The following is a 21019-nucleotide window of genomic DNA, read 5'->3' as shown; positions in this document are numbered from 1 at the left end:
AAAAAAGACAACCTCCAATTGGAAGTTGCCTTTTAGAATCTATAAATTAAATGATTTTTTGTAACTTTATTAATGCGTTTCTGATTTCTACAAGCTCTTCATATGAGAAAGTATCTGCGCATTTTTTACTAAAATCATGAATATAATCATTAATACTCTCTTTATATTCTAGTCCTTTTTCACCTAGACCAATGATGGATGAACGTTTATCATGGTCATCTTTATACAGATAGATATAATCTTTTTGTTTCAACTTTTGAAGTTGTTGGCTGATGGCACTTTTAGAGACATCTAAACGTTGTGCTAATTCACTTGGTTTCATATCTTGGTTTTCTACTAAGATGGTCATAATCACATGTTGCTGATTGTTTAATTTAAAATGTGAATACTCTCGTTCTTGCTGCATGTATTCTATCGCAATCTCTTCGTTAATTTTGGTGATTTCCTGAGCGACATGTTCAATTTGCGTTAGGTTTGATTGTGTCATGTTTACGACTTCCTTTTTTCACTGTTTTTAATTCAATAACTGTTGTTTGATCTGCTTGTGTTTCATTATAAGGGGCTTCTGTTGCGTTCTCAACGTTCACTTCAGTTGCTTCTGTGACTACAGTTTCTTTTTTCTTGAACCAGTTTTTCGGGTTTAATTTGCTTTTGTATTTTTTAACGACTTGTTTACCAAGCAATACGATTGATACTAAAATATTAACTTCTCCAAATACTAAGACACTGCCGATAATAATTCCTTTAAGTTTTAACGCAATCGGTAAGAATCCGATAAGTGCTGCAACACCGTACATCGCTGCTCCAATAATTAAAAGTGTAATTCCTATTTTAAATTTTTTCGATTTATTTTTAAGCATAATAACCGCCTACCTTTTCCTTGTTTTATTTAATTAGTTTAGTTAACTTAACTAAATTATAAGTGGTGTTTTAAAATTTGTAAACCCCTAAGCTCAACTTTTTTTAAATTTTTTGATTTGCTTCATATCAATACGCTTTAAAGCCTTGTCACTAAAGAATTTCTTTTAAAAATAAATATAAAAAAATCCTCTTTCATTAATGAGATACTCACATGAAAGAGGATGAAAAAGACTAATTTCATTTGTATTAAGTTAAAAGTTTACTTTGAGCCGCTTCGCCAAATTAATAATCAGCACGATAAACAACACTGTCAAAATAATACTGCCTTCGATACCCATCGTACCGCCAGTCAGTATGTTATCCGTATGATATTTCGTTTTAAACAAACTGAAATTCAGTTCATTTCCACTGACATTAATCCCATAAATACAACCTTGTACGAAGTTCCATATAATATGGAACCCAGCAACTGTCCAAATCGTACCGTCGATTCTGTAGATTAAAGACAAGACAATACCGACTAAGAATATATTCGTCACACCGACAATGGAAATATTAGGGTTCATCCCATGGAGTAAGGTGAAGACCACTGCTGAACACACAATCGCAAAACGATCACCATATCGCTGTGTTAAACGTGTTTGGAGATATCCACGCATCAAAAGTTCTTCTGCGCTTGCTTGAATACAAAATCCAATAAATGCTAAACCGATACCTAATAACACCGTTTGATTCAGCGTATTACCGACAATTGAAATATTTCCAAATAACACTAAAATTAAAATCACTACAGAGAAGACGATAAAGCCGAATAAGCCTCCGATACCTAGCTTTCTAAAAGCATATGTACGGTAAATACCGACTGAACTTAACGGAAGGTGCTCTCTGTTATGTACATACCAAAAGAGAATTAATATTGAAAATATAAATGGGACAGGAAGTAGAATGACTTCTTGAAGGGGATGATTTCTGACCATTAAATAAAAAGGTCCCGTAAATAACCCGCCACCTAGCATCATCAAGATGGATAAGAGTGAAAACTTAAGCCAACTTCCCTTATAATGTTGTGTAAATTGATTTTCCATAAGTTGTTCTCCATTATATAATTAGTATAGTTTATCTATTTAATTTTCTCACAATCGGATATCTACCGCAAATATTATTTTTTAACTTCATTAATCAAAGGACGTGACATCTATGACGCTATTTAACATCATCTTAGTACTTATCATGTTTTTAGCTATTGACTATTTGGCTAATCTCGGTAAAAAGAAAAACGCATTCCTACAAACAGCACTCTTAAGTACACTCTTAATCTTTACCGCTTTTATTGCTTTACTGCTAGGTGTATCTATTATCTTATTAATAAGTGCTGTCATTGACTTGGGTAATGATTTATTCATAACGGGACTCTTAATGATTTTAACAAGTGGAATTATTGAATTTTTCTTACTTCGTTATTTCATCAAACGTTGGTTCAATGATGTATGGACCTTAACTGTCGTTGAATATTTCATCCAATGGTTATTAGTCTATCTCACCCTCTATCAAGTAATGACACAGTCATTATCTAGAATTAAATTAGAAGTCGACATCCATACGCTGTTTCATATCTTGAATATCGAAGCTTTGAATTTAACGTTACTGCCTGTGCTTTTAATCAGTTGGATCTCCCTCATCATGCATAAGATTAATCTCAGACAATGAAAAAAACCTATCCTCGCATATATGGATAGGTTTTTGAAGTTCGTTTAATATTCAATGTCTTTTGCGAATGGGATAGAGATTTGCGCCCCTGCTTTTTGAACTGTATAAGATGCTGCTTTATTCGCAAAATCAATCGCAGTTTCTAAATTCATTTGTTTCACGTCAAACGCACTGACAAATGCGCCGATAAAAGTATCTCCGGCTGCTGTTGTATCCACAACATCAACTTTATATGCTTTGACTAAGCCAGAGTTGCCTTTGACTGCGTAATATGTTCCTTGTGCACCGATAGTAATTAATACTACTTTAATTCCTAAGCTTAAGAAATAGTCTGCGTTTTGAGCCATTGATTTTTCATCCGTCACTGGAATACCAGATAAGATTTCCGCTTCAAACTCATTCGGAATAATCACATCTATAAGCCCTAATAATTCTTCAGGTAATTTGCTCGCTGGCGCTGGATTTAAAATCGTTGTAATACCATGCTTACGCGCAATTTCAAACGCACGGATAATCGCCGGTATAGGAACTTCTAATTGTGCCACTACATAATCCGCTTCTTTAATCACTGCTTCAGCTTGTGCCACATCTTCAGGTGTAATATCCATGTTCGCACCGCCATAGACGTAGATGGTATTACTGCCGTCTTTATCTACTGTAATAAATGCTTGGCCCGTATCTGCTGTTTCTGATTCTGTAATATACTCGGTATTCATTCCTGCTTCTTTGAAACCTTCAAACATAAAGTCAGCTAAACCATCTTTACCGACTTTTGAAATAAACGTGGTATCTGCGTTCATACGTGCTGTCGCAATCGCTTGATTCGCACCTTTACCCCCGCCGTATTTCTTTTGTCCTTCTTTGACATGCAAGGTTTCACCAGGTTTCGCATAACGCTCAACAGTTAAGAACTGATCCACATTCGTTGAACCTAAAATTACTACTTTATTCGTCATACTGTATCTCTCCTCGCTTAAAATGTCACATTAGATTCTAAAATAATATTTGAAAATGGTGTGATTTCACCTGTACGTACATTGCCTTTATTTAATGGATGACTTAAGTAGGCTTTCATTTCTGTATGTGGAATAAATTCAATCTCTACATCATCCTCTAACAGTGCTTTAATTTGTTTTAGCTGCGCTGGGTTATGTGTTTTAATTTCTTCAGCTAAATAGATTTTTTGAATTTTCATTTCTGTTAAGACTGTTTCTAGTACATCGATAAAGCGCGGCAACTCTTTTGTGACCGCTAAATCAATTCTACGTGCATCATTTGGAATCGGCATACCCGCATCATTAATGGTTAATAAATCAAAGTGGCCGATTGTCGCAATGGCTTGTGAAACATGACTATTTAATACAGGGGTTTTCTTCATTTCTATTCCCTCCAAAATTATTTAATAAAGACTGTGACTGTTGCGGCAGCTAAAATTAACACTAAACCAACCATCGTAATCAACATTTCTTTCTTCGTCTTACGTTGATTTAAGAAATAAATACCTGTTAACGTCGCAAGAACCACTGACGTTTGAGATAAAATAAAGCCTGTCGCAAGACCGTTCATATCTGGTTGTGCTGAAATTAAGTAAGTTAACGCCGCAAATGCGAAGAAGAAACCTGAAATGATTTGAAGCCATGTAATCTTATTCTTAAATGGATTGTCTTTCTTCATCATTGTTAAACCATAGATTACTGCGACGAGAACCATACCCATAGCTTGAGGTAAGAAGGCTGCTTTTCCTCCGATATCTGTCGCTTGTGGTGCAGCTGAATATAGCCAATATCCAATTTCACCAATCAGCAAGATAACCACTGCTTTCTTTAAGTTACCGCTGCTTTGTTCCTCAGGATGTTCACTCCATACTGTCATACGTGCACCGATTAAAATCACAATTAACGCCACAAAACCGATGATTTTATTGCTTAGTCCTGGCCAGTTACCTAAGGCAAAGACACCCCATAATGAAGCACCAAGCAATTGGAAAGCTGTTGTGACTGGCATTGCTCTTGAAGAACCGATGAGTTCAAAGGCTTTGAATGTTAAAATTTGGCCGAAACACCAACCTGCCCCAGAAAGCAACGCAAACATTAAGTTCATACCTGTCGGGAAGTGTTGGGCTGTCAATCCCGCAAAGACTAACGCAAAGATTAATGTCCCTACCGTCGTTCCGATAATTTGATGGACTGGTTTACCTCCGAACTTTGACGCAATCGTCGGGAATAAACCCCAACCAAGCAATGGACCTAAACCAATAAGTAAAGCGACTAGATTCATGAATAACACCTCTATTTTTTTCTAAGTGGATTTAGTAAAACGTTTTACTTTACTCACATACTAGCACTTTTCATTTATTTTGTATACGTTTTCATATAGATTTAAGATTTTCGACACAATAAAAAACGAGTACACTTATCAAGGAATAAGCGCCCCGTCTTTGATGAATGATTATTGATTTAATTGTTGTGTTGTTTCTCTGACCACGAGTTCATTCGGCAATTCAATACGTTCTACCCCTTGGTCAGTCTCCGTAATTTTCTTCACGATTAATCTCAATGCTGTTTCACCAATTAACGCAATGGGTTGGGCTACTGTCGTTAATGCCGGTGTCATATATTGTGAGAAACTGATGTTGTCATAACCTACGACTGAAATTTCTTCAGGCACAGCTTTACCACGTTCTTTTAGACCTCGTATGATTCCGATTGCCATTTCATCGTTAATCGCAAAAACCGCAGTCACTTGACTATCGATGATTTGATCAACGATTTGTTTACCGCCTGAAGGTGACAGTTCTGTTTCTATCTTCAACGGTTTTTGAACATCATGGGATTCGCAGTAATCTTCAAAACCTTTCACACGTGCCTGCATATTCGACATCATTTCATACGGTTGTACAACGGCAATATGTTGATGATTTAAATCAATAAGATGTGCTGCCGCTAAAGCACCGCCTGTCTGTTCATCTGTTCGGATGATATCGGTATACCCATTATCTTCACTTTGGTCTAACACGACATAAGGAACATTGTGTCTCTCTAAATAATTATTCATACTTTCAGGTTGATCGATTAATCGCGCAATGACTAAACCGTCCATGCCTCTTTCAACTAGATGCTTGATGTTATGTTCTAGATGGTCACCTGAAGTACTTAAGAAGAATAAATCCACATAGTCCGGCTTATGTTGTTCCATACTCTGCATAATCGCTGAGAAGAAAGGGTTCGTTAAACTGGGGACTAAAACCCCGATTAATTTAATCGTATGTCCTCTTAATTGTTGGGCATTTTTATTTGGAATATAACCTAATTTATCTTTAGCTGTTAACACTTTATCAATTGTCGCTTGCGAAAAGCGTTCTTGTTTATGATTTAAAATGTGCGAAACCGTTGTTAAGGATACACCTGCTTCTTTTGCGACATCTTTAATTGAAACTTTCTTCATGAGTGCTTAATCCCCTTACGTTGACAGACTCGCTTACGCAAATGTGCCACCTTTTTATCTCTTTCATCATATCATCTCTGATTTCGTTTGTAGAGTTCAATTCAATACAAACAGCCTATATTGCGACATACAATACAGGCTGTTGTTTAAAATACTATGATTTTATATGACTCGCATTTTGAGCGTCTTGTTTTTTAAGTTCCTCGCAAATACTGTGATAGATACGTGCACAGTTCTGATGATCGATATGGTCGAAAATCAAGCTACGGTCATAGTGTTGCGGTTCATTGTGTTTTACTTTGTCGGTAATTTTACTGATTAATTCATTTTCTGAATACGTAATATCACCGATAAATGTTTCATTAATCGGTCTTAGAATGCCTTTTCTAAAGAACTTGTTCACATCAAAGTGATAGAAAATCACAGGTTTATCCATATAGTTAAAGTCCGTGCTGACTGTACTGAAGTCTGTAATCAGTAAATCATGTTCAATCAATAAGTCTTGAACAGTTTTCGTCCCAAGCTCTATAAAGTTCACATGTTTCAATTCATGTTCACTTAAGTAATCTTGGAAGAATTGTTGTGCTCTATAGTGCGGATAGAAGTTGATTTCTACACCATATTGTTCACTTAAAGCTTTTAATTCAGGATTGTTCAAGAAACTGATATAACGTCTTAAGTATTCACTTTTTTCAAAGGCTTCATTACTGTTCAACCAATCACGCCATGTCGGCATAATTAAGACTTTCTTCATTTGTGGTTTAGGTTCTAGCGGCAATCTATCATAACGTGCTAAGCCAGTCACTGCGATTTCTTCAGGTTCATATCCCATTTCATCAACTACGATATCGTATTTCTCATGATGACTAGAGACGTTGAATAAATCGAATGGGTCATCATAGAACTTCTTATGATATTCGACATTCTTTCTGCCGAGTACTCCGTGTTGTAAGAAAATTTTAATCGTTTCATCATAACCGAAGAATTGTGGTGCTGCTTTATATGGCATAATATTTTCAATATCATGTGTACTCATGACCACTTTCGCTTGTGGGGCGATACGTAAATGTTCATCTGAACCAAAGACTAAGACATTCTCCATATCTTTGATTTTTTCATAGTCTTTAGATTCGCCATCAATGACGTAATAAACATCCGCATCGGCATGTTCATAAAGCCACTCAAAGAGCTGAATGCCGCTTTCTTGTGCTGTATCCGTACGTTCTCCGACCATCCAGATATTCGGATTTTTATGATTGTGGTCATTTAAAATTTGAAGTTGACGTTCTGTCATTGTAAACGTTTCAAATTTGATGTTTTTAAATGGCGTCAATGTCAACATAAAGAACGTCGTGAGACCATTCTCTTCAACTGTTTTTAACGTATGGATGCCGTCTTTCTTATAGACCCCTTGACGGTATTTGATTTTTTCTTTTCTGATTAATGTATCTTCATCATAAATTGTGATGAAGACATCGATAATCGATTTATTTTCTGTCAATAACGTATTCAATTGGCCATAATCAATTGAGATATCATAAACGCCTCTCGCAATCGGTAAATGATATTGATTGCCTGAGATACGTTCTTCAAAGGTTAAATAATATCTGCAATGTTGATATAGCGGATGTGGCTGGAAGTACATATTCAAACTCTCTTCTGCCACTTGATTAATCCCTAATTTAAATTTAGGTTTACGGTGTGTAATGGTTAAACCGTATCGATTGCGGATTTGAAGCTGGTAAATTTCATGATCGATTTGATGTAAGGCATCAAACGGTCTTGTTTTACCTTGTAGTAAATAACAATGACCATTAATCTCAATAAATAATTTCTTCTTAATCGTTGTTTCTAAATGATCTAAAGCTAATTTAACTGTGACTTTATTACCCATCATCACTTGTGTCGGTAAGTAAACTGCGTTTTCGTAATCGACATCAATTAAACCTACTCGGATTTTATCCGTCTCATCAAAGCTGCCTTTGATGAAGAATGAAAGGTTGATATCTTCTGTGTTCATTAACTGAGTCATATAAACTTGGTCTACTGCGTAATACATACGATCAATCGAGAGTTGTTCATCCGTCCAGTCACATTCCATAAAGTAATGATGCACGATTTCTGGAGATTCAATTTTAGCTGGATACATCGTCGTCCCTTGTATCACATGTACTTTATAATTTTCTTTTTTCAAACGATCTTGGATATACGTGTAGTTAATCTTGTTATCTCTAAGATCTAGTACTTTCATATTTTGATCGTTAATTAAAAACACACTGTCTATGGGTGTTGAACTCGAAACTTCAATTGTGTCAGGACCTGCGCTTGTTAACGCGATAGGTAAAGCTTCGTTCACAAACTTGAAGCCTGTTTTAACTGGTTTAATCGTAATAGATTGATTAACAATCAGTTCGAAAATACCGTGATCCATATAGTATGTACGTCTTAATTCCGGTGCACGTGTCAGCCATAGGGCTTTTTGACCGTAATAGAATTTTATCGTTTGTGCAGGTTCAGCATGTGTAATAAAGTCGCTTTTAATTGCGACGGTTAATTCATTTTTTTGATGTGATAAGATGTCGAACGTAATTTCTTGTTCGTCTAAAGTAATCGAAAAGTTGCGTGTATTAAAATAGATGAAATTTTCGTGACTGCATTTAAAGATAATGGTCCCTGGTTCTTTAATAATGTCACGAATCATAAATTGTCTAGTTAATTTATATCTGATTTTTTCAAGCACTATTTAGATGACTCCCTTCAACTAATTTTCTTCATCATTCATCCCTTGCGTCTCTTTTACATCTTCAGGTGTTTCAATATCCACTTCTGAAAATGCTTGATGGCGTTGTTTTAAGAGACGTTTCCAAAACCATCCTAGTATCACTACAGGAAACAACCACAGGATGTTCTTCCTCATATCCCTCACCTCTATTTCTCATAAATTATAACATGGTACATTAAAAATATAACAAAATTTTTCGCATTATCTTTTTTAATGTGAAAAAAGATAATTAAAAACAACTAAAAAAGTTACTTTAAACCATTTCGGTATTAAAAAACACAGACTACAACTTTAACTTTTCATAAATTTTATTTCTGAGATAGATAAATGAACACTCAGTTCGTTTTGATTGCCTAAATCTTTTAATCTTTTTAGACTAGTACTGAGGTTAAAGAGAGGAGGCATCACCATGAATCATTGGGATGAAAAATTTGATTCCGACACATATATTTATGGTAAAGAAGCGAATCAATATGTTAAAAGCGTCTTTTTAGAAAAAGTAGATACACCAAAGAAAGTATTGATGTTAGCTGAAGGTGAAGGACGTAACGCAGTTTATCTTGCGACATTAGGCTATGATGTCACAACGTATGATTTATCTAAAGTCGGCATTGAGAAAGAATTAAAACTTGCGGAAGAAGCAGGTGTTACAGTCGATGCGAACTATGGTGATATCACTGCGTCTGATTTAACTGCAGAAAATGCCTATGATTATAGCGTGAATATCTTCGGACATGTTCCTCCAGAAGGTAAACGCGGGATGTTCAATAACTTAATCAAACCTTTAAAATCAGAAGGTCATAGTTACTTTGAACTTTATTCAACAGAACAACTCGAAAATAAAACAGGTGGCCCACCAAACAAAGCCATGCTTTATGAAGTAGATGAAATCAAAGGTTATCTTGAAGACCTTCCTGTTAAAATCCATAGTCTAGAAAAAAGAGATATTGAACGTAAAGAAGGCACTGCACACACAGGACATGCGAGCGTCATTCAAGGACATATTGAAAAGCTATAATAAATAAATGAAAAGCTGAGACATGTATTAAAGCATACTTTGTCTCAGCTTTTATTTGTCTTTTGAAATATTAATGATGTTTTGCGTGAAGCGAATGCGATTGTGATGAGCTCACACTTGTATTAGCAACCTTTTCAGCAACTATCGCTACTTTCTTTCATTTTCTAACACTTCGATTGACTGCTTATCTCTTAATACTTCATCAACATCGCTAGAAGGATATTCAAGACCTATTGGTAGCCCTGTTGGTAGTTTTTCAACTACTGATTTCCAATCAATAATACCTTTATCTAAGGATGTAACGATAAACTTACCGTCTTGTTCTGCTAGGTTTTTCAAGTGAATATAGGTAACATATGAACCTAATGTGTCAGCCGCATCAACTTCACTTTCTTGAACATATCGGAAATTACCCAAATCAAATGTATAACCTATATTTAATTTAGCTTTTTTAGCATCTTGTAAGAATTGATTAATTTTATTAATCGTTCCTGACTGTTGTGTTTGATCATTTTCAACCGTAAAGTTAAATGGTTGATCATTAATAAAATTCAGTTGTTTTAATTGACTAAAATGTCGATAATTTCCAATCGACATCTTGACGTTAGCCACATTAAGACGTTTAGCTTCTTCAAAATATTCGAAAATTTTAGGGTTTAATTCACCGTCATCTAAAAATATATAATCAGGCACGCTATAAAATAGCGTAATGTTTTTACTCTCCGCTGCTTTGCGCATCTCAGGAATTTCTTTGTCGATGTCCACGAAGTACTCTCTTCTAGGTTCAATGTTATTGAAACCTAAAGATAAAATATCATCAAAAAGTTCAACTTGCTTCAAACCACTGTTAATTTTTGCTTGAAATACTAAGGTATTAAATACTAAGTTGTTGTTCATTGTTGTTCAGTCCTTTACATAAATTAGTAAACCCATTTATCATTCTCATCCATATCATAAACTGGTTTACTCAAAATGTCGACGCTTTCATTTTTTATATTCAATGATTAAGACAAAAAAACAGACCTCTCTAAAGAAGAAGTCTGCTTGTTATCATAAGTCGTGTGTATAGAATGTGTTAGTTATTTAATACGTCCGCATATTCTGGTGTTTTATCAAAGACACTTTTCGCAAATGGACATAATGGAACGATTTTCATATTATTTTCTCTTGCATAATTGACTGCTGCTTCTACCATCGCATAGCCTACACGTTGGCCGCGTAATGCTTCTGATACTTCTGTATGATCAATAATAAATAGGTCTGGACCTGTTGGGACATATGTCATCTGTGCTTGATAGTTATTTTCGTCTTGGCCTACATAAAATTTATTGTGTCCGTGTTTTACTTCTGTCATTGAGATCACTTCCCTCTTTTTATTAATTTGATATTACCTTGTGCACCTCTTAAAAGCAAGAATATTAACTTATCTTACAATACTGATTACGATTCTCGATAGTATAACGGGTTATATTAATTTTAAACAACTTATTTGTGTGCTATATTGAACTTAAGTATTTGGCATAATATGAGGAGTGATAAAATGAGAAAGACTTATACTAGTGAAACAATTGATGTCTCTTTTGAACCTGCGCGTTGTATTCATGCAGCTGAATGTGTGAAAGGATTACCACAAGTTTTTGATACAAAGAAACGCCCTTGGATTGACCCTGCGAATGCGACAGCTGATCAAATCGCAGAAGTCGTAGAACGTTGTCCAAGCGGTGCGTTGGAATATCATCGTAAAGACGGTAAACCAAATGAACACCACGAACACACAGAAATCTCAATCGGCAAAGATAACCAAATTATTATTAAAGGTGAATTTACGTTAAACCATAATGGTGAAGTCATTGAATTAAACCGTGCGATTTTAAAAGGCGGTCCGAATGTTTCGGATAATCCGTTCTATACTTTAGGTTAATCATCATATTAACTACACTTCTCGACTTGTTTATAAAAGAGTTAGAAGTGTAGTTTTATTAAGTTTATGCTTTATTAATAAATCTTATTTAAATCTTGTTGAATACAGTATTCTCTTATAGTAACGTAAGAGTATATTATCTTATAAAAGGATGGCCATACATTGTGAAAAGAGTTATAAGCATCATTGTGTCAGTTATGTTCTTAATGAATATACTGATTGCACCTACCGCTCACGCTGAACGGACGCCAATAGACGTTGCGAAAGAAAACCATCAAACGATTCAAAAACAGTTTGATCCTAAAAGTGCCTATGTGACTACCGAACAGGGACAAATTTTGTATGATTATCACGGCACACGTAACATCGACCCTGCTTCTACCGCAAAGTTGATGACCATATACTTAATATTAGAAGACATCAAACAAGGTGACGCTCACCTGTCAGATAAAGTTAAAATCACACCAACTTATGAACAAATGTCTCAACTCCCGAATTTGACGACATTTCCTTTAAAAAATAAACAAACCTATACTGTAGACCAATTGTTGAAACAAGCCATGTTAGAGTCTAGTAACGCTGCGACATTAGTACTTGCACACCATGTGGATGGTGATATTTCTAAATTCACAGACCGCATGAACCACAAAGCGAAACAATTAGGGATGCATCATACACATTTTACTAATCCAAGTGGTGCGAATAACCAATTGATTCATCAATTTATCCCAAAGGCTTATAAAAGTGAAACAACTTCTCAAAGTACAGCACAAGACATGGCAATACTTTCTCAAGCAATCTTGAAACAGTATCCTGAGGTACTCAATTACTCAAAGTTAGAAACCGACAAACAGTATGGTAAAACACTAAAAAATACAAACTTATCGTTACCGCATGGTCCAGATGCATTAAAAATTGTAAATGCTGACGGTCTAAAAACAGGTACGAGTGAAAATGGCTACAATTTAGTATTAACAGCCAAACAAAAAGAACTACGTATCAACACAGTTGTTATGAATGTACAACCTTATCCTAATGAAGCTGCGAAACATGCACGCCAAAAGCTTGCGAATGCTTTAACGGAAGAAGCTTTCAAAAACTATGAATACCGTAAAGTTATCTCTAAAGGTGAACATGAAATTGATGGTAAGACGTATGAAGTAAAAAAAGATTTATATGATCTGGTGCCTAAAGATAAGGCTAAATATGACTTGAAAATTATTGAAGATGAACAATTAAAAGTAGACTATCCTAGAAAATTCCTTAAAGGTTATCATGCACCTTCTGTTGAAGTTGAGCCAGTAACGCACTGGGGTACTTTGATTTTAGGTGCGCTTGTCATGATTGGCGGTGTCATATTACTGACTGCAATCATCTATATTATTGTGAAACGACGTAGATAATCATTCTATATATAAAAATGAGCGGAATCTCACAGGTTCCGCTCATTTTTTCGAATCTATTTTGTTTTACGTGTAACATCTAGTTCTGTTTCATATTTAGGTAATGCTTTCTTGAACAAGTATTCACCATGACGTACAGACGCCAGGCAGTCTGAGCGACGTCTTTGTGCTTCAAATACTGTTGGCGCATCTACTACGATAAAGTTAGCAGGTTTGCCTTCATCTAAACCGTATTCATCTTCAATGCGCATTAATTGTGCACCGTTGTAAGTGATTAAATCAAAGTTGCGTGGGAAGTCTTGTTCACGCATTAATTGTGTCGCATGCAGACCATTATCTAAGATATTCATCAAGTTACCTGAACCTGCTGGATACCATAGGTCTACGATAGAGTCTTGACCAAATGCGACATTGATATCGTTATCTACAAATTCTTTTACGCGTGTTAAACCACGTCGCTTAGGATACGTATCTTGACGTCCTTGTAAGAATAAGTTCTCTGTTGGGCATGAAACAAAGTTCAAGCCAGATTGACGGAATAAGCCCATCATACGGAATGCATACGCATCATCTGCTGAACCGAATGAACAAGTGTGAGAAGCTGTCGTATAAGGGCCATAGCCTTGTTTCATTGCTTCTGCGTTCAATTGTTCAAGATAACGTGCTTCTGCATCATCTGTTTCATCACAGTGTACATCAATCAATTTGTCATATTTAATCGCAAGACGTACGATTTCTTTCACTGATTCTGCACCGTCTTCAGGACTCCATTCGTTATGTGGAATACCTCCGACACAGTCAGCACCTAGTTTCAATGCTTCTTCTACTAAGTCGCGGCCTGTTTTACCGTCTTCTTCGAATGAATACATACCGTTTTGTGGGAATGCGACTACTTGAATTGTGATATTGTCTTTCAATTCGTCTCTGACTTCAATTGCCGCTTTAATCCCTGTTAAGTTAGGGTCTGTACAGTCTGTTTGTGCACGGATATATTGTGTTCCGTAACTTGCGACATCATTGACTGCTTTACGCATACGTTCTTTCATTTCTTCTTTTGTCGTACCTTTTTTATAATCATTCCATAAATCAATCGCTTCAAATAGCGTACCTGATTCATTTTTGATTTTAGGATCTTGTCCTGTAAAGTAGTAATCTAAATGCAAGTGTGAATCTACATAAGGTGGTAGAACTAAACGCCCTTGTAAATCGATGACTTCATCAGCGTCACCTAAATCATTACCGAACGCCACAAACTTGCCGTTCTCTACTAAGATTTCAGATGCATCATCATGTTTATAAATCGATGCGTTAATAAATTTTTTGCTCATTTCCATTCCTCCATCTCTCTTACCTTCACAAACAAAAAATTATTCAGTATTCCAAAAATGTTACGTCTCAATTTTATCAACTTAAGATTCAATAAAGAAACTTAACGCATTGAGTTTTACCACTTCGAAGCTATTTTAACCATATGTTCAAGCCGACGCTCATATCAATATGTAAAAATTATTTTATATTTTATTTACTTTTATTTTATAATTTTTACATTATATAAATACAATATAAAGAACTAAACAAGCTGGAACTTACTTAGCCTTTAATAAAGGCTCACAATGGATCTTGTGAAACTCTAACGAACCTAAATGGTTAGTTAACTTCTGACTTAATTGTCCGTTAGTACAGAAGTTATTTTTTCCATCTTATTGATAGCTCCTTTTAGTAAAAAAGTCACTAAAACAACGGAACATACATTTTCAAAATTCAAATGAATTTCTATTGGTGTAATATCCATACTATCACCTCCCCCGATAACTCCATTTAAGGCTCGAGGCGGCTTCACATGCTTCTATCTATTTCATGCTAGGTTCTTTACCCTAGGATATCATGCCATATTTATCTATAAATTACTTTTATAATTTTTAAATGTAATATTTTTTCTCATAAAGTAAAAAAAGGGCTGAAACAGCTAAAACTGTCCCAACTCTTCATTTTCTTTTACATTTGCTTGAACTATTCGGACATGCGGTATGGATGATGCCAATTCAATTAATAAGACCTTAAAATCATAATATCATTTAACTTACGACTGTCCTTATTTTGACTAAATATCACTTGTAACAAATTTTCTACAGCTTTTATATACACAACTAATTCTCCTTTGATTGATATACAATAGTAATATATTGATAATTACAACAAAGGAGCATCAGTGTGGAAAAGCCAAAGACAATTCAAATGTTTGTTGAGAAGATGAATGAAAAAGCAGCTAGTATTAGTATGTCTCGTTCTATGTTTAAAAATCCTACGGGTTTAACGGAAAAGTATCAACTATCAACGAGTTATGATCTGTCATTGTTAACACTACATGCGAGTGCGAATGTGGATATTGTGAGAATTTGGAAGAAGAAGCATTATTCATTCTGGGTTAAGGGTCCTAATGCAAGACGTATGGATCTCACAACAAGAGTAGATAATGAAAAACTGAATCAATATTACGATATTTTAGGCGGCAAAACTGGAACTGTGGGCTTTATAAAAAACCTATGTCTTTTAATCTATGATGGTGAGACTGTCTATATCGTAACCTTGCTTAAAGCGAGAGGTAATCGATTCCATCAAGCTAAGTTACTTATTGATTATCTTTTAAATAAAGGTTCTCTAGATGGTGTAGATACAACAGCTTATACAGTTTTAAAATACCCGTCATGTAATCCTTATTTATTCACACGTTTCAAACCAGAAATTCTTATTTCTAAAAACGGTAATGCGCGCAATAACCCCGCAAGCCTAACTAAGCTATTGACGTTGTTGACCGCTTTAGATTATCCACTGGATTTAAATAAAAATTTAACTGTTAAGGCTGAAGACATGGCTGAAGATAACCTCAACGACATTAGAGAAGGAGATATTATCAGCTTAGATGATGCCTTACATTTAATATTACTGAGATCTTCAAATATTATGGCTAACATGCTTAGTAGATATGTCTCAGAGCACTATCTTTAACGCTTAAATACTTATATAAAAGTTACTAAATTAGCCTTATTTACGATAACCTTATTGCTCTCAATATTAATATAATAGTATTGATTAAGTAAGGAGGTTTTCTAAATGAAAGCAATCGTAGTAGGTAAAGATCATCAACCCCAAGTTACTGAGAGAACATTACGCCCTTTGAAATACGGTGAAGCATTATTAGACATGGAATGTTGTGGTGTGTGTCATACAGACTTACATGTTGCCCATGCTGATTTTGGCGATGTAACTGGCACTATTTTAGGTCATGAAGGTATCGGTATTGTAAAAGAAGTCGCTGAAGGTGTTACAAGCTTAAAAGTAGGAGATCGTGCAAGTGTGGCATGGTTCTTTGAAGGATGCGGCCACTGTGAATATTGTACTACAGGTCGTGAAACACTATGTCGTGAAGTTAAAAACGCTGGTTATTCTGTAGATGGCGGTATGGCACAAGAATGTATCGTTACTGCAGACTATTCTGTTAAAGTTCCAGATGGTTTATCATCAGAAGCTGCCAGCAGTATCACATGTGCAGGTGTCACAACATACAAAGCAATTAAAGAATCAGGCGTACGCGCTGGTGAATGGCTTGTCTTATTCGGTTTAGGTGGACTTGGAAACCTAGCTTTACAATATGCGAAAAAAGTATTTAACGCTAAAGTTATCGCAGTAGACATCAATGACAGTCAACTTGAATTTGCGAAACAATACGATGCAGATGTCACTTTAAACCCTAAAGAAGTGGATGTCGCAAAATACATTCAAGAACATGTAGGCGGTGCACATGCGGCAGTTGTTACAGCAGTTGCTAAACAAGCCTTCAACGCAGCTGTTGAATCTGTACGTGCTGGCGGTACTGTAGTCGCAGTCGGCTTACCAACAGAATCTATGGACTTATCAATTCCACGTTTAGTATTAGACGGTATTCGTGTTGTAGGTTCACTAGTAGGTACACGTGAAGACTTAAAAGAAGCTTTCCAATTTGGTGCTGAAGGTCTAGTCGTACCAAAAACACAATTACGTCCAATGGAAGATGTTCAAGATACCTTCAAAGAAATGGAAGAAGGTAAAATCAACGGCCGTATGGTTATTGATTTACGCCATTAATCATAATCTTAAAACACAACCAGTTTAAATAACACTTGATTAAAAATAGATAGAAGCTCTGAAGGAAATCTAATGAATGATATCTTTCAGAGCTTCTTAGTTTTTGTTCAATAAATATATTCAAATTAATCGTTTGTTATTCAACTTCTGCATCTTGTGCTAATGGATTATTTGAAACAACTTTACTACTTCCGCCATCACCGTAATTATTCGGTGCTTTGTCCCCTGGCAGTACCAATAAGTAGATGATATAAAGTGTAACTAAACCAGCAACCACAATACCGAAGACACCTGCGAATGCTGTGGCACCTAGTACCCAACCTTCGCTCGCATTCGCTGCCAAGACAACGCCAAAGAAGAAAACAAGTGTTCCAACTGAAGCGATAAAACCGCTGATATATGAAATAATCGCAAATAACATTGTACGGTTTGTATCATGTAAACGTCTAACCATCACAGTGAAAGATGGGATGATAATCGCAATGCCAAAGATACTGCTTAATAAGCCTCCTGAAAGTGCCCCTAACACAGTTGAAATTAAAAAGTTAATCCAAAATGGATGCCAATAATCCGCTCGATCTGAACGTCCATTCACATCTAAAAAGCGAATCCAAAATTGTTTATAGCTTTCAATAATTTGATTCGATTGATTCTCCATCGTATGCCTCCCCTTTATTTGTTAGGGTCATTATACCCACAACCAATTGAATATCTCAAATTAATTTTAAGTAAATAATTTGTTAATTCATATAAAGTGTTGCGTTCTTTAAGATAAACAAAAGTATAAAAAGAGACCTGAAATCAAAATTGACTTCAGGTCCTTTATTTACTGTGTGTATGTTGTTTTATCTTATTCTAAGACATCACTTTCTTCTGCTTTCTCTGACACTTTTCTCATAATCGGATCTGTGATTGGTTTAAAGATAATACCGATAATAAAGAATGCGATGCCAAAGATCAGAAGAATCACTAGTTTTTTGGTTAAAATTTCAGGCACAAAGCCACCGACCGCTTCTCTCATCACATCAATCGCATACGCAAACGGCAAGTATGGATGAATCGCTTGGAAGAAATGCGGTGTGACCTCAATTGGGAACGTACCGCCCCCACCTGCGATTTGTAGGACTAACAAGATAATCGCTAAGGCTTTACCAGGGTTTCCAAGTAATGATACCAGTGTATAAACTATCGTCACAAAGACGAGTGAGATAATTACAGATAACCCGATAAACCATGCGACATGTTCAACTTGAGCTTTCAAAATTACAATATCTCCAATAGAGACAATTAACGATTGAAGAATACCGATAATATAAAACAGACCAAGTTTTCCTAAGTAAGTTTCTCTAGTAGTAATACCCGGCAAGTCCGCAACATGCTTATTATCTGTCGTCAATAAGCTCACCATCAATAACGCACCAACCCAAATAGACAATGCTGTGTAGAATGGTGTACTTGCTGAACCGTAGTCTTTGACTGGGAAGATATCTTTTTCATGAATCTTAATCGGATTCGCAATGACATCTGCTTGTTTCTTCAAGTCATTTTTCAGTAAATCGACTAACTTATCTACTGCGTCATCATCTTCTACTTCATCAAAGAGCTTATTGGCTTTCGCTAAATCTTTCTCAAGATCTGGCAAGTCGTTTCTGATAAATTCAGCTAACTTATGCAGATCTTCTTTCGCTTGTGGTTGATTTTCATCTAACAATTGCACAATACGGTCATAACGATCAAACAGTGTCGGCAGATTCGCATTAACAGTTGCGGTAGTGTCCGCAAGTTGTTGTTCTAGACCAGGCAAGTCATTTCTCACGAATGATGCAGCACGTTCCACACCTTGCTTAAACTGCGGATAATAACGTTGTGCAGTCGCTACCGCATTTAAGTAACGTTGTTCTAATTGCGGTAAGACACTTTGGATTGTCTCAATACGATCACCTGCGACATCTAAAATAGATTGGCCTTCATCAATCACTTGTTGAATCGTATTCAGCTTAGATTGAACGGTAGAAAGTTTTGCCTCTCCTGTATTCAAGACAGCCATAATGTCTTGTGACACATTGATTAAGCGTTGATTCAAGTCTGATTTAATATAGTTTCTTAAATCACTTAATGCATCATTAACATTCGGAATTTCTTTTAATAATTTTACTGCTTCAGCTTTACCAGAACTACCTTGTTTCAAGGCATCTCTCAATTGATTTTGGAGCTTAATCACATGATTGACTCTGTTATTTGCTGCTTCTAGTGTTTGAATTTCTTTAGATAAGTCAACATGTTCACGATTTTCTAGTTCAGACAAGATATCAATCAGTTGTTGGTTAGTCTTGCTTGTCACTTGCAGACGTTCAATCAAGTTATCTAACGTACTTTCAAATTCTTGAGGTTTGTCAGACGCTAAAATACCATAAGTTACTTCTTCTAACGCTGCTAAATCTTGTTGGCTCGCTTCTGATTGTTGTTCTGTTTGTTGAGAAAGTGATAAGAGTGCTTTTGATAATGAAGACTCCATCGCATTCGCATCGTTTGGATTAATTGTATCCGTGTTATTTGAATTCTCACCATTAGTACTCATTTGTGAAGTACGTATGCCAGAGAAACGTCCATTGTTTGTCGTACTTTGCGGTGCAGTTTGTGCTCTTTCGTTTAATTCATTTTGCACATTTTGATCGACTTCTTGTGCGTTATCAATCACTTGTTGGTAACTGCCTACACGTTGTTTTACCGCTGATAAGTAACCTTGTGCTTCATTTAAACCTTGTTTGCCAGCTGTGACACCATTACTTGCGATGTCTACACCACGATTAATACGTGGGAAAGCTTGCGGTACATCATTTGAAGCGACATCTAAGGCACGCTCTATATTCGGTAAATATTCATTTAACGCTAAGATTAACTTCGCACGTTCATTCAATGCTGGAATGGCTGAATTCACTGCGTTTAATTTATCCTGCGCGTCTAAGATATCTCCTTTATATTGATTTAAACCTCGGAATTTATTTGCGTATTCATCTAATTGATCTTGGTTTTGATCAAGATACAGAATCTTTTTCGCAAACTCATTAATTTTCGGTACTGAATCATTCGCAGTCTTCACTGCTTTTTGAATTTTATTAATCGTTGGTATTTCTTCCTCAAGTTTTACACCTAAACGATTGGCTTCATCTAACAATGCTTTTGTCACTGTTTCATTAAACTGTTCATTCGCTTTTTGAACAATTGCACTCGTTCCGGCATCTGTCATTTTCGGCGCAATCGCGTTTAATTTCTGGTTCACTTTGTATTCAACGTTCGCTTGTTGCGGGTCTTTTCTCAGTGTGCCAGTAATTTCATGTGTAAACTTGTCTGGTATGTACATTGCGGCGTAATATTTACCCATTTTCAAATCATGGTCTGCTTTTTTCCGACTGACAAACTCCCAGTCAAAGTGGTCATCTTTTTTCAAGTTATCGACAATAGTGTCCCCGACATTGATTTGTTTGCCTCGGACTTTATCGCCATTATCTTCATTGACAACTGCGATTTTAATATTTTTGGTATTACCGTAAGGATCCCAAGTCGCATCTAAGTTGAACCATGCGTAAAAGGACGGCAATATCGCTATTCCGCCTAAAATCACTAAAACGGACGGGTGCTTGATAATTTTCTTTAAATCCATCAGGAACAGCTGTATCGCGTTCTTCATTTGTACACCTCTAAAATTTTTATATCTATTTTGGTTTCACATTAATTTCAAATTACTGTTTGTTTCTCTTGAA

21 protein-coding genes are annotated in these 21019 nt (G+C 35.8%); 6 read left to right on the top strand and 15 right to left on the bottom strand.

What is annotated here, in order from left to right; all coding sequences use genetic code 11:
* Positions 1–46: 46 nt before the first annotated feature.
* The 3 genes from HMPREF2603_RS12660 to HMPREF2603_RS12650 form a co-directional block, all read right to left on the bottom strand.
* Positions 47–487, bottom strand: a complete 441-nt coding sequence (locus tag HMPREF2603_RS12660) for a MarR family winged helix-turn-helix transcriptional regulator (RefSeq protein WP_002480227.1) — start codon at positions 485–487, stop codon at positions 47–49.
* On the bottom strand, positions 459–860 hold the full coding sequence (locus tag HMPREF2603_RS12655) for a transporter suffix domain-containing protein (protein ID WP_002480228.1): 402 nt from the start codon (positions 858–860) through the stop codon (positions 459–461). The genes HMPREF2603_RS12660 and HMPREF2603_RS12655 overlap by 29 nt, the downstream gene beginning before the upstream one ends.
* Before the next feature lie 252 nt (positions 861–1112).
* On the bottom strand, positions 1113–1946 hold the full coding sequence (locus tag HMPREF2603_RS12650; protein WP_060803797.1) for a CPBP family intramembrane glutamic endopeptidase: 834 nt from the start codon (positions 1944–1946) through the stop codon (positions 1113–1115).
* Positions 1947–2058: 112 nt separating this feature from the next.
* Here HMPREF2603_RS12650 and HMPREF2603_RS12645 point away from each other — a divergent pair, with 112 nt between their 5' ends.
* Entirely contained in the window at positions 2059–2568 is a 510-nt protein-coding gene (locus HMPREF2603_RS12645; RefSeq protein ID WP_002480230.1) for an SA1002 family membrane protein, read from the top strand.
* 44 nt (positions 2569–2612) lie between these two features.
* Here the strand turns inward: HMPREF2603_RS12645 and rbsK are convergent, their stop codons facing one another.
* From rbsK to HMPREF2603_RS13490, 6 genes are all read right to left on the bottom strand, one after another.
* Positions 2613–3524, bottom strand: a complete 912-nt coding sequence (rbsK, locus tag HMPREF2603_RS12640; protein ID WP_060803796.1) for a ribokinase — start codon at positions 3522–3524, stop codon at positions 2613–2615.
* Positions 3525–3541: 17 nt separating this feature from the next.
* The gene (rbsD, locus tag HMPREF2603_RS12635; RefSeq protein ID WP_060803795.1) at positions 3542–3946 is read right to left on the bottom strand and encodes a D-ribose pyranase; all 405 of its coding nucleotides are present in this window, start codon (positions 3944–3946) and stop codon (positions 3542–3544) included.
* Between the two features lie 17 nt (positions 3947–3963).
* Complete coding sequence (gene rbsU, locus HMPREF2603_RS12630) at positions 3964–4845, bottom strand: ribose/proton symporter RbsU (RefSeq protein ID WP_060803794.1); 882 nt, start codon at positions 4843–4845, stop codon at positions 3964–3966.
* A 171-nt stretch (positions 4846–5016) separates the two neighbouring features.
* Entirely contained in the window at positions 5017–6012 is a 996-nt protein-coding gene (gene rbsR, locus HMPREF2603_RS12625; RefSeq protein WP_060803793.1) for a ribose utilization transcriptional repressor RbsR, read from the bottom strand.
* A gap of 154 nt (positions 6013–6166) precedes the next feature.
* On the bottom strand, positions 6167–8752 hold the full coding sequence (locus HMPREF2603_RS12620) for a CDP-glycerol glycerophosphotransferase family protein (protein ID WP_060803792.1): 2586 nt from the start codon (positions 8750–8752) through the stop codon (positions 6167–6169).
* Positions 8753–8773: 21 nt separating this feature from the next.
* On the bottom strand, positions 8774–8929 hold the full coding sequence (locus HMPREF2603_RS13490; RefSeq protein WP_156423339.1) for a hypothetical protein: 156 nt from the start codon (positions 8927–8929) through the stop codon (positions 8774–8776).
* Positions 8930–9203: 274 nt separating this feature from the next.
* On the opposite strand from HMPREF2603_RS13490, the gene HMPREF2603_RS12615 reads away from it, so the two are divergent.
* Positions 9204–9812, top strand: coding sequence for a class I SAM-dependent methyltransferase (locus HMPREF2603_RS12615; protein ID WP_060803791.1), 609 nt, complete (start codon positions 9204–9206; stop codon positions 9810–9812).
* Positions 9813–9959: 147 nt separating this feature from the next.
* On the opposite strand, the gene HMPREF2603_RS12610 is transcribed toward HMPREF2603_RS12615, so the two are convergent.
* Both HMPREF2603_RS12610 and HMPREF2603_RS12605 read right to left on the bottom strand, forming a co-directional pair.
* Positions 9960–10709, bottom strand: a complete 750-nt coding sequence (locus tag HMPREF2603_RS12610; RefSeq protein WP_060803790.1) for a sugar phosphate isomerase/epimerase family protein — start codon at positions 10707–10709, stop codon at positions 9960–9962.
* A 178-nt stretch (positions 10710–10887) separates the two neighbouring features.
* The gene (locus tag HMPREF2603_RS12605; protein WP_057510675.1) at positions 10888–11166 is read right to left on the bottom strand and encodes a GNAT family N-acetyltransferase; all 279 of its coding nucleotides are present in this window, start codon (positions 11164–11166) and stop codon (positions 10888–10890) included.
* 186 nt (positions 11167–11352) lie between these two features.
* Here HMPREF2603_RS12605 and HMPREF2603_RS12600 point away from each other — a divergent pair, with 186 nt between their 5' ends.
* A complete protein-coding gene (locus HMPREF2603_RS12600; protein ID WP_002480240.1) occupies positions 11353–11733 on the top strand; it encodes a (4Fe-4S)-binding protein in 381 nt (126 codons plus the stop codon).
* 164 nt (positions 11734–11897) lie between these two features.
* Positions 11898–13136 (top strand): penicillin-binding protein PBP4, encoded by a 1239-nt coding sequence (gene pbp4, locus HMPREF2603_RS12595; RefSeq protein WP_060803789.1) that lies wholly within the window; start codon positions 11898–11900, stop codon positions 13134–13136.
* A gap of 56 nt (positions 13137–13192) precedes the next feature.
* Here pbp4 and HMPREF2603_RS12590 read toward each other — a convergent pair whose 3' ends face one another.
* Both HMPREF2603_RS12590 and HMPREF2603_RS13755 read right to left on the bottom strand, forming a co-directional pair.
* Positions 13193–14464 (bottom strand): amidohydrolase family protein, encoded by a 1272-nt coding sequence (locus HMPREF2603_RS12590; RefSeq protein WP_023014842.1) that lies wholly within the window; start codon positions 14462–14464, stop codon positions 13193–13195.
* A 335-nt stretch (positions 14465–14799) separates the two neighbouring features.
* Entirely contained in the window at positions 14800–14928 is a 129-nt protein-coding gene (locus tag HMPREF2603_RS13755; RefSeq protein ID WP_023014843.1) for a hypothetical protein, read from the bottom strand.
* A gap of 419 nt (positions 14929–15347) precedes the next feature.
* On the opposite strand from HMPREF2603_RS13755, the gene HMPREF2603_RS12585 reads away from it, so the two are divergent.
* Positions 15348–16142, top strand: a complete 795-nt coding sequence (locus HMPREF2603_RS12585) for a D-alanyl-D-alanine carboxypeptidase family protein (protein ID WP_060803788.1) — start codon at positions 15348–15350, stop codon at positions 16140–16142.
* A gap of 105 nt (positions 16143–16247) precedes the next feature.
* Positions 16248–17258: an alcohol dehydrogenase AdhP gene (gene adhP / locus HMPREF2603_RS12580; RefSeq protein ID WP_060803787.1), complete on the top strand. Its 1011-nt coding sequence runs from the start codon at positions 16248–16250 to the stop codon at positions 17256–17258.
* A gap of 136 nt (positions 17259–17394) precedes the next feature.
* Here the strand turns inward: adhP and HMPREF2603_RS12575 are convergent, their stop codons facing one another.
* Together HMPREF2603_RS12575 and HMPREF2603_RS12570 are read right to left on the bottom strand one after the other, a co-directional pair.
* Entirely contained in the window at positions 17395–17916 is a 522-nt protein-coding gene (locus HMPREF2603_RS12575) for a DUF805 domain-containing protein (protein ID WP_060803786.1), read from the bottom strand.
* Positions 17917–18108: 192 nt separating this feature from the next.
* Entirely contained in the window at positions 18109–20946 is a 2838-nt protein-coding gene (locus HMPREF2603_RS12570; protein ID WP_060803785.1) for a YhgE/Pip domain-containing protein, read from the bottom strand.
* Positions 20947–21019 lie beyond the last annotated feature (73 nt).

It is taken from the genome of Staphylococcus sp. HMSC055C03 (genome assembly GCF_001809385.1).
Taxonomy (GTDB): Bacteria; Bacillota; Bacilli; order Staphylococcales; family Staphylococcaceae; genus Staphylococcus; species Staphylococcus simulans.
This window is presented reverse-complemented; position numbering and strand designations above follow the sequence as displayed.